We start from the raw sequence: 14,456 nt of genomic DNA on the forward strand, positions 1-14,456 counted from the left end.
GGCGAGACGTACGCGAAAAAGGCCGACCCCCGGAGCCGTGAGGGAACTCCGGGGGTCGGCCTGTATACGCGGCGGGTCACGAGTGACCCCACAGGTCAGGGCGGATGTCGAACCGACCCGCCGCGAACACCTCCGGCCGGGCCAGGACAGGCGGCCGTGACCGGAGGGGGTTTCGGGGCGGTCAGCCGAGGCGGGACACCAGGGCGCGGTACTCGTCCCACAGCTCCTTAGGCGCGTGGTCGCCGAAGGTGTTGAGGTGCTCGGGCACCAGCGCCGCCTCCTCGCGCCAGACCTCCTTGTCGACCTTGAGCAGGAAGTCGAGGTCGGCGTCGGGCAGGTCCAGGCCGTCGGTGTCCAGGGACTCCTTCGTCGGCAGGATGCCGATGGGGGTCTCGACGCCCTCGGCCTTGCCTTCGAGGCGCTCCACGATCCACTTCAGGACGCGGCTGTTCTCGCCGAAGCCGGGCCACACGAACTTGCCCGCGTCGTTCTTGCGGAACCAGTTCACGTAGTAGATCTTCGGCAGCTTGGCGGCATCGGCGTTGGCGCCGACCTTGACCCAGTGGGCCATGTAGTCGCCCATGTTGTAGCCGCAGAACGGCAGCATCGCGAACGGGTCGCGGCGCAGCTCGCCGACCTTGCCCTCGGCGGCGGCGGTCTTCTCGGAGGCGACGTTCGCACCGAGGAAGACACCGTGGTTCCAGTCGAAGGACTCGGTGACCAGCGGCACCGCGGAGGCGCGACGGCCACCGAACAGGATCGCCGAGATCGGCACGCCCTTGGGGTCCTCCCACTCGGGCGCGATGATCGGGCACTGGCCGGCCGGCACGGTGAAGCGGGCGTTGGGGTGCGCGGCCGGGGTGTCGGAGGCGGGCGTCCAGTCGTTGCCCTTCCAGTCCGTGAGGTGCGCGGGCGCCGTCTCGGTCATGCCCTCCCACCACACGTCGCCGTCGTCGGTGAGCGCGACGTTGGTGAAGACGGAGTTGCCCCACATCGTCTTCATGGCGTTGGCGTTGGTGTGCTCGCCGGTGCCGGGCGCGACGCCGAAGAAGCCGGCCTCGGGGTTGATCGCGTACAGCTGGCCGTCCTCGCCGAAGCGCATCCAGGCGATGTCGTCGCCGATGGTCTCGACCTTCCAGCCGGGAATGGTCGGCTCCAGCATGGCGAGGTTGGTCTTGCCGCAGGCGCTCGGGAAGGCCGCGGTGACGTACTTGGGCTCGCCGCTCGGCGGGGTCAGCTTGAGGACGAGCATGTGCTCGGCGAGCCAGCCCTCGTCGCGCGCCATGACGGAGGCGATGCGCAGCGCGTAGCACTTCTTGCCGAGCAGGGCGTTGCCGCCGTAGCCCGAACCGTACGACCAGATCTCGCGCGACTCGGGGAAGTGCGAGATGTACTTGGTGGTGTTGCACGGCCACGGCACGTCCGCCTCGCCCTCGGCCAGTGGGGCGCCGAGGGTGTGGACGGCCTTCACGAAGAAACCGTCCATGCCGAGCTCGTCCAGGACGCGCTGTCCCATGCGGGTCATGGTGCGCATCGACACGGCGACGTAGGCGGAGTCGGTGATCTCGACGCCGATCGCGGAGAGCGGCGAGCCGACCGGGCCCATGCAGAAGGGGACGACGTACATCGTGCGCCCGCGCATCGAGCCGCGGAAGATGCCCTTCTCGCCCGCGAAGACGTCCTTCATCTCGGCGGGGGCCTTCCAGTGGTTGGTCGGGCCCGCGTCCTCCTCCTTCTCGGAGCAGATGAAGGTACGGTCCTCGACCCGGGCGACGTCACGGGGGTCGGAGGCGGCGTAGTACGAGTTGGGGCGCTTGGCCTCGTCGAGCTTCTTGAAGGTGCCCTTGGCGACGAGCTCCCCGCACAGGCGCTCGTACTCTGCCTCGGATCCGTCGCACCAGACCACACTGTCCGGCTGGGTCAGTTCCGCGATCTCGTTGACCCACGAGATCAGTTCCTGGTGCTTGGTGGGGACAGAGAGGGGAGCCGCGATATCGCGCGCCACGATCGCTCCTTGATGAGGGTCTTTGGAGGGGTTGACGTACTACTTCATTGCCGCCCCGTGGGGGCTGCGACCCGGATGCTTGACCCCGTGGATCCTCTTGGCGCTCATCCGGTGCCGACCGCACTCATCTGATCTTCCGCGTCGTTCGCCCATATGTCCAGGGGGCCTCTCACGTGAGCATCACCACTTACCGCCTTCTTAACTGCCATTTGCCGTTCACTTACCCGACCACTGAAGGACGCTCAGTGACGGGCCGTACCTATCCGTAACCTACGGGGCCGTAGGTAGCATGCGGACCATGACTGATCAGGTGATGGCCCCCGCGATCGACCCGGTGACCCAACAGGTGAAGCCGAAGATGCGCGGCTGGCTGCACGCCGGGATGTTCCCGGCCGTACTGATCTCGGGCCTGGTGCTGACCGCGCTCGCGGACTCCACCAAGGCACGGATCGCCTGCGGGATCTACGTCCTGACCGCCTGCCTGCTGTTCGGGGTGAGCGGTCTCTACCACCGGGGCAACTGGGGCCCGCGCGGCGAGGCGATCCTGCGCCGCCTCGACCACGCCAACATCTTCCTCATCATCGCGGGCACCTACACCCCGCTCACCCTGCTCCTGCTGCCGGACTCCACCGGCCGGGTCCTGCTGTGGGCGGTGTGGGCGGCCGCGGCGGCCGGCATCGCCTTCCGGGTGTTCTGGATCGGCGCCCCGCGCTGGCTCTACACGCCCTGCTACCTGGCGATGGGCTGGGCGGCCGTGTTCTTCCTGCCGGACTTCATGCGGGCCGGCGGCATCGCGGTGCTCGTCCTGGTCATCGTCGGCGGGCTCCTCTACAGCGCGGGCGGCGTCATCTACGGCATCAAGCGCCCGAACCCGTCGCCGCGCTTCTTCGGCTTCCACGAGGTCTTCCACTCGCTGACGCTCGCCGCGTTCGTCGTGCACTACGTGGGCATCTCGCTCGTCGCCTACCAGCACGGATAACCCGGACTTCGACCCCTGAGGGCCCCCGGCGCATCGGCGCCGGGGGCCCCTTTCGCGTTCCCCGAGCCGTTGACACTCACAACCCTTTCGTACGGGAGCGGCGGGCCGCGCGCCCGATGCTGGACCTCAAGCCGGCTCGCGCCGGCCGGACTCGGGTTCGGCTTCGCGATGGTGCCCGCGATGACGGCGGCCCTCGACACCCTGCCCCCGGACCGCGCGGGCAGCGGCTCCGGGATCCTCATGACGGTGCGTCAGGTGGGCAGCGCCGTCGGCATCGCCCTGCTCGGCTCACCGCTCGCCGGGGTGTACGCGGACGGCCCGCCGGCCTGGGCACCACATGCGGCCGGGGATTCGGTGGTGGCGGCGCACATAGTGTCCGCGAAGACGGGCGACCTCCCTCGCCTGCCGGCCGCCGGCTCCTCGTACGTGCGCGGCATGGGCGTCGTCCTGCTCGTCTGCTGCGCGGCCGCCGCGGTGACCGCGCTGCTCGCCGCGGCCCTGCTCCCGAAGACCGAATCCGCAGGTCCGGCGCCCGGCGGCGTCGCTCCGGCCGCACCCGATGCAGGACAATGACCACATGGCCGCCACCTCTCGCACCAGCCCCGCCGCCGGCTCCGTCACCTCGGCCGAGTCGGTCGACCCGGCCGACCGGGTCGACTCGGTCGCGGAGAGCCTCCAGCCTCAACTGAGCCTGCGCGAACGCAAGAAGATCAAGACCCGCTCCGCGATCCGCCGGGCCACGTACCGGCTGATCGCGGAGCAGGGGTACGAGGCAACCACGGTCGAGCAGATCGCGGAGGCGGCGGAGGTCTCGCCCTCGACGGTGTTCCGCTACTTCCCGACCAAGGAAGACATCGTCCTGACCGACGAGTTCGACCCGATCATGCTGCGGGAGTTGCGGTCCCGGCCCGCCGGGGAACCCCCGCTGGAATCGCTGCGGGCCATCATCACCGAGGCGGTCCGGCTCTCCCTGGTGCACGACCGCGAGGAGACCCTGCAGCGCACCAGCCTGATCGCGGAGATCCCCGCGCTGCGGGCCCGCATGATGGAATCCGTGGCTGCGACGAGCCGGCTGTTGTGCGAGGTGCTGGCGGAGCGGACGGGTCGGGAGGGGGTGGACCTGGAGGTCCGGGTCTTCGCGATGGCGGTGCTCGGGGCGCTCCACGAGGCGATGGTGTACTGGGCGGAGCACCACCACGAGGACGACTTCCTGGACCTGATCGCCCGAACGATGAACACGCTGAGCGAGGGCTTGACCTTGGGTACGAAGTAGGCCGGGGTGCGCTGGGGCCTCCGCCCCAGACCCCGGTTTGCCCCTCCCCGCCCCTTCCCTGGACCCTCCGGGGGTGGGAATGGGCTGAGGTCCGTTGCCTGGGGCTCCGCCCCAGACCCCGTGCCTTTCGGCTTACGGACCGTGCGTGGTTGCTCGCGCAGTTCCCCGCGCCCCTAGCAGGATGGATCCTGGCAGGGTCGAGCGTTTTCAGCCCGTCCGGCGATTGAGGACGAGCGCCCTTAAGGCGCGAACGGGGGGGCGGGGGCAGAGCCCCAGCGCCACCCATCGGCCCGCACCCGCCGCACGGCAAAATCCAGCCTCTCCGGCGTTTGAGGAGCGGGGTCTGGGGGCAGCGCCCCCAGCGCCACCCACCTGGCCGCAGCCAACCCCACTCCCCCGGAGGCCACGCGGCGGAGCCGCAGAGTGTTACAGCGGGAAGGGGCGGGGTGGGGGCTAACTCAGGGCCTCAGCCAGCGCGTCCGCCGAAGTGACCGGCGCCTCGCAAGTGAACCGCCGGCACACGTACGCCGCCGGAGAGCCGTCCACCAGCGGCCGGTCCGCGAGGAGCGGGAACTCCCCGTCCCCCGGCATCCCCACCGCCACCACCGCCCCCGGCGCGGAAGCCAGCAGCGCCGTACGGTGCAACGCCCCCGTCCGCGGGTCGTTGGGCGGGCCCACCACCGCGACCTCCCGCGGCCCGTCCAGCGCCGCGGAAGCCGCCGCAAGACCCCACCCGATGAACCGCGGCGCCCGCGGCCCGAGCGTCCGGACCACCCCCAACGCCCCCTCCGCCGCCTCCCGATGCGCCGAGGACCCGGTGTGCGCCGCATAGGACAGCAGGGCCGAAGCCGCGGCCGTCCACCCCGAGGGCGTCGCGTTGTCCGTCGGGTCCTGGGGCCGCCGGATCAGCTTCTCCGCGTCGTGCGCCGTGTCGTAAAGGACGCCCTCCTCGCCGACGAACTGGTCCAGGACGATGTCGAGCAGGAACCCCGCGAACTCCAGCCAGACCCCCTCCCCCGTCACCCCGGCCAGCGCGAGGAAGCCCTCGGCGACGTCCGCGTAGTCCTCCAACACCCCGCTGTTCGCGCCCACTTGACCGTCCTTGGAGGTCCGGGCGAGCCGGGCGTGGCCGTCCATGTGGACCCGTACGAGAACGTCCGCGGCCTCGGTCGCGCGCTCCACCAGGTCCGGGCGGTCGAAGAGCGCGCCCACCTCGGCGAGCGCCGCGATCGCCAGGCCGTTCCAGGCGGCCACCAGCTTGTCGTCCCGGCCGGGCCGCTCCCGCAGCTCACGCGCCGCCAGCAGTTGATCCGCCAGGGATGCAGCCAACTCGCCTCCCTCACAAGGGAGTTGGAGTACCGACGCGCCTTCCTCGAACGTGCCCTCCTCCGTCACCCCGAAGTGCCGGGCCGCCGCCTCGCCGTCCCGCTCGCCCAGGACCTCGGCGAGCTGCGCGGGCGTCCACACATAGAACGCGCCCTCCACATGGTGCCCGGCACCATCGTCGCTGTCGGCGTCCAGCGCGGAGGCGTATCCGCCCTCGTTGGTGCGCAGCTCGCGCACCATGAAGTCGGCGGTCTCCAGGGCGACCCGGCGTGCCAGCTCGGAGCCGGTGACCCGCCACAGGTGCGCGTACACCCGGCACAGCAGGGCGTTGTCGTACAGCATCTTCTCGAAGTGCGGCACCAGGGCGGCCCCCGGGCGCGGGCGCAGTACGTAGCGGTGGAAGCCGCCGCCCAGCTGGTCGTACAGGCTGGAGCGGGCCATGGCCTCGCACATGCCCTCGGCCATCTCCAGGGCGCCCTCGGACCCGGTCCGGACGTGGTGGCGCAGCAGGAACTCGATCACCATGCTCGGCGGGAACTTGGTGTCGCCGCTGCCGAGCCAGCCGCTCGCCGGGTCGTACTCGCGGACGATCCCGAGCAGCGCCTGGGTGAGCTCCTCCTCGCCGGGCATTCCGCCCGCGCCGTGATCCAGTTCGCGGGCCGCCAGATCGCGGGTGATCTTCCCGGCGACGTCCGCGACTTCGTCGCGCCGGTTGGCCCACGCGCCCTGGACTCCTTCGAGGACCTGCCGGAAGGACGGCATGCCGTGCCGGGGCTCGGGCGGGAAGTACGTACCGAAGTAGAACGGCTCGCCGTCCGGGGTCATGAACACGGACATGGGCCAGCCGCCCTGCCCGGTCGCCGCCTGCACCGCCTCCATGTAGACGGCGTCGACGTCGGGCCGCTCCTCGCGGTCCACCTTCACGTTCACGAAGTGCTCGTTCATGAAGGCCGCCGTGACCTCGTCCTCGAACGATTCGTGCGCGAGGACGTGACACCAGTGGCAGCTGCTGTACCCGACGCTGAGCAGCACCGGAACCCCGCGTTCGCGGGCCTCCTCGAAGGCCTCGGGCGACCAGGGCCACCAGTCGACCGGGTTGTCGGCGTGCTGCAGGAGATAGGGGGACGTCTCATGGGCGAGGCGGTTCGGCATGACCCCATACTCCCCCACACGGGAGATGATCCGCCGACTCCCTCGCGCCGACGCGCGTCACGCTGGACACTTGGAGACGTAGGCGGGCGACGGGCTCTCGGAGGGGGACGCACATGCGGGACAGCCATCGGGCCGAGGCCGAGCGGCTGTTGGTACGCGCCGTGGAGGAAGAGGTACGGCGCTCCGGCGGACGGTCCGACGGGAGCGCCCTGCTCTCCCGGGGCCGGGGCGCGCTCGACGCGCTGGCCCAGAGCGCCGCGGAGGAGTACGCGGCCTACACCCACGCCCTGGACGAGGCGGCGGCCGGGCAGCTGTCGTTCGGCGAGCGATTCAAGCGTGACGGCGGCTCAACCGGCTTACTGGCCACGGGAGTTGGCGCGATCGCCGCCGTGGTCGTCGACATCGCGCTCGGGGTCGGCGCGGGCGGCGCGGTGGGCACCGGGGCGGCCGTGGCGGTGGCCGGGGCCGCGGGGACGGTCGCCAAGGTGACGGCGTCGCACGTGCCGGCCGCGCACCGCCGGGCCGGGGCGCTCGGCCAGCCGGGTGGCCTGGAGCAGTTGCGGCTCCAGTGGCTGACGGCGCTTGAGGTGCGGGGCATCCGGCCGTTCCTGGACCAGCAGCGCGCGGTGAGCCCCAAGCCGCCGCAGAAGAAGGTGCCCACCCAGCTGCGCGGCACGGACAAGAGCGCGGCGGCCCGCCGCAGGTCGGTGCTTGAGCAGTCGTTCGGCCATCTGCCCGATCCCCAGGGCCCGTTCGCGGGGCGGCGCTCCGAGCTGGCGCGGATCGGCCAGTGGGTGCAGGCGGCCCGGGCCTCGACGGAGACCCGCCCGGTGGTCGTCGTCCTGCACGGCGCGCCGGGTTCGGGCCGCAGCACCCTCGCGGTGCGGGCGGCGCACGGGCTGCGCGACCAGTTCCGCGGCGCGTGCCTGGTCGACATGCGCGGCGGCGGCCTGTCGGGCGAGAGCCCGCTGCCGACCAGGGACGCGCTCCTTCACCTGCTCAACCGGCTCGGCGCGCCCCGCGAGCAGCTCCTGTTCCGCGAGAGGTCCTCCCCCGAACAGCAGGTGCGCCGCCTCGCCGAGCTCTACCACCAGCACCTGACGGGCCTCGCGGTCACCGTCGTACTGGACGACACCGACGACGCCGAGCAGGTCCGCACCCTGGTGCCGCAGCGCTCCGAGGGCCTGGTGCTCGTGACCTCCTCCCAACCGCTCGACCTGCCAGCCGACTTCCCGGCGTGGGTGCACCAGCTGGCCGTCGAACCACTGGACGCGGCGGGCGCGGAGGAACTCCTTCGCGAGTCCGCCGAGGAGAAGGAGCCCGGCCCCTACGACGCCGAATCGACCGAGCTCGTACGGCAGTTGTGCGGTGGGCTCCCGCTGGCGCTGCGCATCGCCGGGTCCTCGCTCGGGCCGCGTTCGGCGCGGGCCCTCGCCGCGGACCTGGCGGCGTACGGTCCGGTGGCGCCCGCCGAGCGGGCCCTGTGGCTGCGCTACACCGACCAGTCCGAGCCGGCCCGCCGCCTCCTGCGCCGCCTGGCGCTCGCGGGCCGGGCCTCGCTCGGCGCGGCGGCCGCGGCGTCGCTGCTCGCCGTCGACGAGCAGGAGGCCCAGCGCCAGCTCGCGGCCCTTGCCGCGGCCGGGCTCATCGACCACGTGCGCGGCAGCCGCTACCGGTTGCACGACGTCGTAAGGTCCTTCGCCGAGGCCCGCCTCGCCGACGAGGAGGAACAGGCCGAGCGGGTGGCCGCGCAAGAACGCCTCATCCGCAACTACGCGGAGCTCGCGGACGCGGTGGGCCGCATGGTCGACGGCAAGATGTCGACGCGGGCCGGCCAGTTCGGCGGGCACGGCTTCCCCTCCCTGGACGCGGCGCTGCGCTGGCTGGACGACGAGTCGAGCTTCATCACGGCCGCCCTGCGCCAGGCCGAGGGCGTCGACCAGGAGGCCGTGCTCAGCCTGCTCGGCGCGCTGTGCGACTACTGCCTGCTGCGCGGCGACCTCTACCGCCTGGGCGAGATCAGCGAGCTGACCCAGGCCGTCGACCAGGGCCTGCTCGTCCGTTCCGTGCAGTGGCGCACCGGCATCGCGGCCCGCCAGCTCGGCGAGCTCGACACGGCGCGTACGACGCTGTCGTCCGTGGTCAACCTCTACCGCGAGGCCCAGCACGAGGCGGGCCAGGCCCTCGCGCTGTGCTCGCTCGGCATCACCCTGCACCACCAGGGCAACCTCGCCGAGGCCGCGACCCGCCTGCGCGAGGCGATCGACCTCCAGGCCGGCGAGGAGCTGTCCGGCGACCGCGCCTGGTCGCTGCACGCCCTTGCGGCGGTCGAGCGCGACCGCGCCAACCTGTCCGGCGCACTGACCCTGCTCGCCACCGCGCTCGCCCTGCACCGCGAGAACGAGTCGCTGCACGGCGAGGCCTGGACGCACTTCCAGCTCGGCCAGCTGTATCTGCGGATGGGCGAAGTCCCGCGCGCCGAGGAGGAGTTGCGCACCGCGCTCGACATGTACGGGCGCACGCGCGACGGCCGCGGCGAGGCCTGGGCGATGACCCAGCTGGCCCGCGCCCGGCTCGTCGACGGCGACGCGTCGGCCGCCGTCGACCAGCTCCGCCAGGCCCTGTCGCGCCACCGCGAGCAGGAGGACGCGCGCGGCGAGGCCTGGACGCTGTACTACCTGGGCCAGGCCCTGGAGGAGCGCGGCGACCGCGACCAGGCGGTGCGCGAGCTGGAGCGGGCCCGCACGATGTTCTCCCGCATGCGCGACGTGTACGGGCTCGCCTGCACCCGCCACCACTCGGGCCGGGTCACCCGCGACCAGCGCGCCGCCCAGACCGGCAACCTGCGCAACTCCGGCTTCGCCCGCCAGCTCCTGGTCGACGCGCGCGCCGACTTCCACCGCATCGGGGTGGCGCACGGCGAGGCCTGGACGTGTCTGGAGCTCGCCTTGATCGACGCGGGCAACAACCGCCCGGGGCCGGCGCTCGCGCTGTGCGACGAGGCGACCGCGCTGTTCGCCTCGTACGACGACCGGCGCGGCGGCGACTGGTCCCGCTTCCTTCGCTGCACGCTGCTGCCGTACGCGGGCGCGGGCGGCGTGGACGTCGGCACGGCGGTCGCCCAGGAGGAGGTGGCCCAGCTCCTGCGCGCCACCCACGACTCCCGCGACGGCAAGCTGGAGGACTGCGCGGAGGCCTTCGCGCTCGTGCTGGAGCGCGGCATCTCCCTGGAGGCGGGCTGGCAGGCCTGGCACCTGGGCATGGTCCCGGACCGGCACGCCCGGGAGGTCATGGGGGTGCCGGTGAGGGCGGGGCGCTGACGCCGCCGGCCACAGCCGGAAGCACCCGCCGCCGCGTCCCGGAACGGGCGCGGCGGGGGCGCTCAGCAGACCCCGAGGGGGGGGTCAGGCGTTCTTCGGTGCGCCCTTGCCCGGGGCGGCCGCCGGGGTCGCCGCGGACGGGTCCGGGGTCTCCTCGAAGTCGACCTTGCCCATGTGGCGGTTCATCGACTTCATCAGCATCCACACGCCAAGGGCGAGGGCGGCGAAGACGATGAAGCCGAGGACACCCGGCGTCACCTTGTCGTTGTTGATCTCGTCGGCCAACGGGATCATGTGCGTCATTGCGAGGCTTGCGCTCATATCAGGCATTGTCGCGTACGCCCGCGAAGAGGTCGTCCTCGGGGAGGGAAGTGTCCACGAGCGACTTCGCGAGCTCGTACTCCTCGGTCGGCCAGACATCCTTCTGGAGGTCGAGCGGCACGCGGAACCAGCCGCCGTCCGGGTCGATCTGGGTGGCGTGCGCGATGAGCGCCTTGTCCCGGATCTCGAAGAACTCCGCGCACGGAACGTGCGTGGTCAGCGTGCGTTCGGCGCGCTCGAACTCCTTCCAGCGCTCCAGCCACTCGCCGTACGGGGACTCCATGCCGCGGGCGAGCAGCGCCTCGTGCAGGGCGACCGTGCGCGGCTTGTTGAAGCCCTGGTTGTAGTAGAGCTTCTGCGGCTGGAAGGCCGGGCCGAACTCGTCCTCGGGGAACTTCTCGGTGTCGGCCGCGCCCTCGAAGGCCACCATCGTGATCTTGTGCGTCATGATGTGGTCGGGGTGCGGGTAGCCGCCGTTCTCGTCGTACGTCGTGATGACCTGCGGACGGAAGTTGCGGATGGACCGCACGAGGCGGCCGGCCGCGACGTCCACGTCCTCCAGGGCGAAGCAGCCCTCCGGCAGCGGCGGCAGCGGGTCGCCCTCGGGCAGCCCCGAGTCGACGAAGCCGAGCCACTCCTGGCTCACGCCGAGGATCTCGCGCGCCTCGTCCATCTCTCTCTTGCGGACCTCGTGGATGTGCTCCTCGATGTACTTGTCGCCCTGGAGCTTGGGGTTGAGGATGGAGCCGCGCTCGCCTCCGGTGCAGGTCACGACCAGCACGTCCACCCCCTCGGACACATACTTCGCCATGGTGGCCGCGCCCTTGCTCGACTCGTCGTCGGGGTGGGCGTGGACGGCCATCAGTCGCAGCTGCTCAGTCAAGACTCGATCCTCGGTGGCTCAGTAAGTGAATTCGGCGCCCTCTGTGATCGGCGCAATGGGCGGCTTCTATAGTGACCGAATCGGGGGGCGGAAAATTCCGGCGACCCCCACCAGCAGGAGGACGATCATGGCCGCTGTTCGCGAGCAGCTCCCTCAGGGGCGCTACGGGCGTTCGGCGGACGAGCGCGCGGACCGCAAGCTGAAGATCGTCGGCTCGGTGCTCGGAATCGTGCTGCTCGGCGTGATCGGCTGGATCGGTTACGACTACGTGGGCGGGCAGTCGCTCTCCGCGCAGGTGATCAAGTTCAAGGTGGTCTCGGACACCTCGGTCGAGGTGCACCTCGAAGTCGTCAAGGACAAGAACGCCAAGGGCACCTGCACCCTGCGCGCCCAGCAGACCAGCGGCGACGACGTGGGCCGGGCGGACTTCCGGTTCGACGAGCCGGTCAAACAGGTCGACAAGGTCGTCACGATCACGACGACCTCGCGGGCGACGGCCGCCGACCTGGTCAGCTGCCAGTCCGACTGAGCCGCAGCGGCCCGCCCCGGCCCCGTACTGCTCAAGTTATTGATCAAGGTTGACGACGCACAGGCTCTGACCTGCGTTGATGAAGTTCTAGCGGTTTATGTCCTCCCCCTACGGCGCCTGAATTGTTAGGCTCGTGGTTTCGCCCACCCATCCAGGCACATGCTTTGGGGTAGGGCGATGCTTTGTATTCCCAGTACCGACGAGGAGCACCTGTGACCCAGACCAGCGACAACGTCACCTGGCTGACCCAGGAGGCGTACAACCAGCTCAAGGCCGAGCTGGAGTACCTGTCTGGTCCCGCGCGCACGGAGATCGCCGTAAAGATCGCGGCGGCCCGTGAGGAGGGTGACCTCCGGGAGAACGGCGGGTACCACGCGGCCAAGGAGGAGCAGGGCAAGATGGAGCTCCGGGTGCGCCAGCTGACCCAGCTCCTGGAGCACGCCAAGGTCGGCGAGGCCCCCGCCGCGGACGGCGTGGTGGCCCCCGGCATGCTCGTCACGATCGCCTTCGACGGCGACGAGGACGACACCCTGCAGTTCCTGATGGCCTCGCGCGAGTACGCCTCGGGCGACTTCGAGACGTACTCGCCGCAGTCGCCGCTCGGCTCCGGCGTGAACGGCAAGAAGGTCGGCGAGGACGCCGAGTACGAGCTGCCCAACGGCAAGAAGGCCTCGGTGAAGATCCTCGCGGCCGAGCCGTTCACCGGCTGACACCCGCACGCCCTGCTGTACGCAGCACGAAGCCCCCGACCGCGCCTTTCCAGCGGCCGGGGGCTTCGTGCTGCTAGGCGGTGGCCGAGCGGTACTTGCGGACCGCCAGCGTGCGGAAGACCACGATGATCAGGATCGACCAGAGCAGCGAGGCCCAGACCGGGTGCTGCATCGGCCAGGCGCTGGAGTCGACCACACCCGGGTTGCCGAACAGCGTGCGGCAGGCCTGGACGGTCGCGCTGAAGGGGTTCCACTCGGCGATGTGGCGCAGCCAGGCCGTCATCCCCGAGGTGTTCACGAACGCGTTGGACACGAAGGTGACCGGGAACAGCCAGATCAGCCCGCCCGAGGTGGCCGCCTCGGGGGTACGTACGGACAGGCCGATCAGGGCGCCGATCCAGGAGAACGCGTACCCGAGCAGGAGCAGCAGGGCGAAGGCGCCGAGCATCTTGGGCAGGCCGTTGTGGATGCGCCAGCCCACCAGGAGGGCCACGATCGCGAGGACGACGACGGTCAGGGTGGTCTGCACGAGGTCGGCGAGCGTGCGACCGGTCAGGACCGCGCCCCGCGCCATGGGCAGCGAGCGGAAGCGGTCGATGAGGCCCTTGTGCATGTCGTCGGCGATGCCCGCGCCCGCTCCGGCGGTCGCGAAGGTGACGGTCTGCGCGAAGATGCCGGCCATCAGGAACTCGCGGTAGGCGCCGGCGTCGGTGGTGCCGCCGATGTTGACCGAGCCGCCGAAGACGTAGCTGAACAGCACCACGAACATGATCGGCTGGATGAGGCCGAAGATGACCATCTCCGGGATCCGGGTCATGCGGATCAAGTTCCGCTTGGCAACGACCAGCGAGTCCCGTACGGACCCGCCGATGCCGCCCCGAGCCCGCGGTGCGGGTACGACGTCGGTGATGGCACTCACTTCGCGGCCTCCTTGTGGCCCTTGGACCTGCCGTGGGCGTCGGCGGGGTCTTCTTCCTCTTCCTTGGGGATCTCGGCCGCGTGGCCGGTCAGGGAGATGAAGACGTCGTCGAGGGTGGGGCGGCGCAGGCCGATGTCGTCGATCTCCACGCCCCTGGTGTCGAGTTCGCGGATGACCTCGGCGAGCAGCTTCGCGCCGCCGGCGACCGGGACGGTGAGCTGGCGGGTGTGTTCCTCGACCTTGACCTCGCCCTTGCCGAAGCCCGCCAGGACCTCGCGGGCCGGGGCTATCTGGTCGCTCTGGTGGACAACGACTTCGACGCGCTCGCCGCCGGTGCGGGCCTTCAGCTGGTCGGAGCTGCCGCGGGCGATGACCTTGCCGTGGTCGACGACGCAGATGTCGTGCGCGAGGCGGTCGGCCTCTTCGAGGTACTGGGTGGTGAGCAGCAGGGTGGTGCCGCCGGCCACCAACTCCTGGATGACTTCCCACAGTTGCTGCCGGTTGCGCGGGTCGAGGCCGGTGGTCGGCTCGTCCATGAACATGACGGGCGGCGAGACGACGAGGGCGGCCGCGAGGTCGAGGCGCCGGCGCATGCCGCCGGAGTACGTCTTGGCGGGGCGGTCGGCGGCGTCGGCCAGGTTGAAGCGGTCGAGCAGTTCGCCCGCGCGCGCCTTCGCGGCCTTGCCGTTCATCTGGTAGAGCTGGCCGACCATCTGGAGGTTCTCGCGGCCGGTGAGGTATTCGTCGACGGCCGCGAACTGGCCGGACAGGCCGATGGACCGGCGGACTTCGTTGGGATGCTTGAGGACGTCGATGTCCGCGACGACCGCCTTGCCGCGGTCGGGCTGGAGCAGGGTGGTCAGGACGCGCACGGTGGTGGTCTTGCCGGCGCCGTTGGGGCCGAGCAGGCCGAGGACCGTCCCTTCCGGGACATCGAGGTCCACGCCGTCCAGAGCCGTTACGTCGCCGAAAGTCTTCACCAGGCCTTCGGCGTAGATGGCGCCTGGCATGTGGGTACCCCCCAGAGTTGGGTGTGACT

The 14,456-nt window shown here is 71.0% G+C and carries 12 protein-coding genes; 6 read left to right on the forward strand and 6 right to left on the reverse strand.

Annotated features, from left to right (window positions below):
• Positions 1-181 precede the first annotated feature (181 nt).
• Complete coding sequence (locus tag ADK54_RS16075; RefSeq protein WP_053726316.1) at positions 182-2,005, reverse strand: phosphoenolpyruvate carboxykinase (GTP); 1,824 nt, start codon at positions 2,003-2,005, stop codon at positions 182-184.
• 289 nt (positions 2,006-2,294) lie between these two features.
• Between ADK54_RS16075 and trhA the strand changes: the two genes are divergently transcribed.
• From trhA to ADK54_RS16090, 3 genes are all read left to right on the forward strand, one after another.
• On the forward strand, positions 2,295-2,984 hold the full coding sequence (gene trhA / locus ADK54_RS16080) for a PAQR family membrane homeostasis protein TrhA (protein ID WP_078966418.1): 690 nt from the start codon (positions 2,295-2,297) through the stop codon (positions 2,982-2,984).
• A gap of 69 nt (positions 2,985-3,053) precedes the next feature.
• Positions 3,054-3,557, forward strand: a complete 504-nt coding sequence (locus ADK54_RS16085; RefSeq protein ID WP_199826978.1) for a hypothetical protein — start codon at positions 3,054-3,056, stop codon at positions 3,555-3,557.
• Between the two features lie 4 nt (positions 3,558-3,561).
• Positions 3,562-4,257: a TetR/AcrR family transcriptional regulator gene (locus ADK54_RS16090; RefSeq protein WP_053726318.1), complete on the forward strand. Its 696-nt coding sequence runs from the start codon at positions 3,562-3,564 to the stop codon at positions 4,255-4,257.
• Positions 4,258-4,710: 453 nt separating this feature from the next.
• On the opposite strand, the gene ADK54_RS16095 is transcribed toward ADK54_RS16090, so the two are convergent.
• Complete coding sequence (locus tag ADK54_RS16095) at positions 4,711-6,735, reverse strand: thioredoxin domain-containing protein (RefSeq protein WP_053726319.1); 2,025 nt, start codon at positions 6,733-6,735, stop codon at positions 4,711-4,713.
• 113 nt (positions 6,736-6,848) lie between these two features.
• Here ADK54_RS16095 and ADK54_RS16100 point away from each other — a divergent pair, with 113 nt between their 5' ends.
• Positions 6,849-10,055 carry a tetratricopeptide repeat protein gene (locus tag ADK54_RS16100; RefSeq protein ID WP_053726320.1) on the forward strand — a complete coding sequence of 1,069 codons (3,207 nt, stop codon included), beginning with the start codon at positions 6,849-6,851 and terminating at the stop codon, positions 10,053-10,055.
• Between the two features lie 84 nt (positions 10,056-10,139).
• On the opposite strand, the gene ADK54_RS16105 is transcribed toward ADK54_RS16100, so the two are convergent.
• Both ADK54_RS16105 and mca read right to left on the reverse strand, forming a co-directional pair.
• Positions 10,140-10,385 carry a hypothetical protein gene (locus ADK54_RS16105; RefSeq protein ID WP_398876522.1) on the reverse strand — a complete coding sequence of 82 codons (246 nt, stop codon included), beginning with the start codon at positions 10,383-10,385 and terminating at the stop codon, positions 10,140-10,142.
• Positions 10,378-11,259 (reverse strand): mycothiol conjugate amidase Mca, encoded by an 882-nt coding sequence (gene mca / locus ADK54_RS16110; RefSeq protein WP_053726322.1) that lies wholly within the window; start codon positions 11,257-11,259, stop codon positions 10,378-10,380. Before mca ends, ADK54_RS16105 begins: the two co-directional genes overlap by 8 nt.
• Positions 11,260-11,386: 127 nt before the next feature.
• Between mca and ADK54_RS16115 the strand changes: the two genes are divergently transcribed.
• On the forward strand, positions 11,387-11,788 hold the full coding sequence (locus ADK54_RS16115; protein WP_053726323.1) for a DUF4307 domain-containing protein: 402 nt from the start codon (positions 11,387-11,389) through the stop codon (positions 11,786-11,788).
• Between the two features lie 212 nt (positions 11,789-12,000).
• Positions 12,001-12,498 carry a transcription elongation factor GreA gene (gene greA / locus ADK54_RS16120; RefSeq protein ID WP_053726324.1) on the forward strand — a complete coding sequence of 166 codons (498 nt, stop codon included), beginning with the start codon at positions 12,001-12,003 and terminating at the stop codon, positions 12,496-12,498.
• A gap of 73 nt (positions 12,499-12,571) precedes the next feature.
• On the opposite strand, the gene ADK54_RS16125 is transcribed toward greA, so the two are convergent.
• Together ADK54_RS16125 and ADK54_RS16130 are read right to left on the reverse strand one after the other, a co-directional pair.
• Positions 12,572-13,417 (reverse strand): ABC transporter permease, encoded by an 846-nt coding sequence (locus tag ADK54_RS16125; protein WP_053726325.1) that lies wholly within the window; start codon positions 13,415-13,417, stop codon positions 12,572-12,574.
• Positions 13,414-14,427 carry an ATP-binding cassette domain-containing protein gene (locus tag ADK54_RS16130; protein WP_053726326.1) on the reverse strand — a complete coding sequence of 338 codons (1,014 nt, stop codon included), beginning with the start codon at positions 14,425-14,427 and terminating at the stop codon, positions 13,414-13,416. Before ADK54_RS16130 ends, ADK54_RS16125 begins: the two co-directional genes overlap by 4 nt.
• Positions 14,428-14,456: the final 29 nt, after the last annotated feature.

Source organism: Streptomyces sp. WM6378, assembly GCF_001279695.1.
In the GTDB taxonomy this organism is placed as follows: Bacteria; Actinomycetota; Actinomycetes; order Streptomycetales; family Streptomycetaceae; genus Streptomyces.